The sequence below is a fragment of the Pseudomonas grimontii genome (assembly GCF_007858185.1).
In the GTDB taxonomy this organism is placed as follows: Bacteria; Pseudomonadota; Gammaproteobacteria; order Pseudomonadales; family Pseudomonadaceae; genus Aquipseudomonas; species Aquipseudomonas grimontii.
In genome coordinates, this window is the sequence record NZ_VFES01000054.1 from 1 (window position 1) to 988 (window position 988).

The following is a 988-nucleotide window of genomic DNA, read 5'->3' on the forward strand; positions in this document are numbered from 1 at the left end:
TGCCCGGTGGGCACCGTCGAGACACGAATGTCGATGGGTCGCCCGGCCACGCGCAGGGCGATACGCCCGTCCTGGGGCAGGCGTTTTTCGGCGATGTCGAGCTGGGCCATGATCTTGATCCGCGACACCAGCGCGCCATGCAACGCCTTGCGCGGCGACACCACATCGCGCAGGGTGCCGTCGACGCGGTAGCGCACCACCGAATGGGTTTCATACGGCTCGATGTGAATATCACTGGCCTCGTCCCGCGCGGCCTGAGTGAGCAAGGCGTTGATCATGCGGATCACCGGCGCGCCGTCCTGGGTGTCGAGCAGGTCGGTGATTTCGGGCATGTCCTGCATCAGGCGGTCGAGGTCGACCTCGTTTTCCGCCGCGCCGACCACGGCGGCGGCGCTGCCGGTGTCGGCATAGGCGCTGGCCAGGAGGCCGTCGAGTTCGTCATCGCGTATCTGCTCAACCCGCGACTGGCCGAACTGGCGCCGCACTTCGCTGATCGACCAGCCGGGGGTTGAGGGGCAGACGGTCAGCAGCAGACCGTCCTCGCCGGGGCGCAGGAGAATGCGTTGGGATTTGGCCCAGGCGTAGGGCAGCAGGCTCATACCCCTCTCCCACAGGAATACACAGTGCAAATGTGGGAGGGGGCTTGCCCCCGATGAGGGTGTGTCAGCCACAGGTGTACAAACTGACCCACCGCTATCGGGGGCAAACCCCCTCCCACATTTGGCCCAGCGAACAGCAGGCTCATGGCCGTGCGCCTACCGGTACGGCGCGGATGACCGCCCTCGGCCCCTGCTGCTGCCCGCCCGGAATCGCCTTCTCCACCGATGGCAATTGCGGCGCCTGCACATCCGGCATCGCCCAACTGTGATCCGGCTGCAAGCCGCTCTGCGCCCGACGCATAAACTCATAGCGGTTCAAGGTGATGCTACGCCCCGCCCCACTGTCGCGAATGATGTAGGGCCGTAAAAACACCATCAGGTTGGTCTTG

At 65.6% G+C, this 988-nt stretch carries 1 protein-coding gene and 1 pseudogene; both read right to left on the reverse strand.

Going from position 1 to position 988, the window contains the following annotated elements; all coding sequences use genetic code 11:
- Positions 1 to 599 (reverse strand): GspE/PulE family protein (locus FIV39_RS32910; RefSeq protein ID WP_186731577.1); only part of this gene is annotated, 599 nt, incomplete at its 3' end.
- 142 nt (positions 600 to 741) lie between these two features.
- A pseudogene (locus tag FIV39_RS32915) lies at positions 742 to 988 on the reverse strand (type II secretion system secretin GspD); the annotation flags it as partial.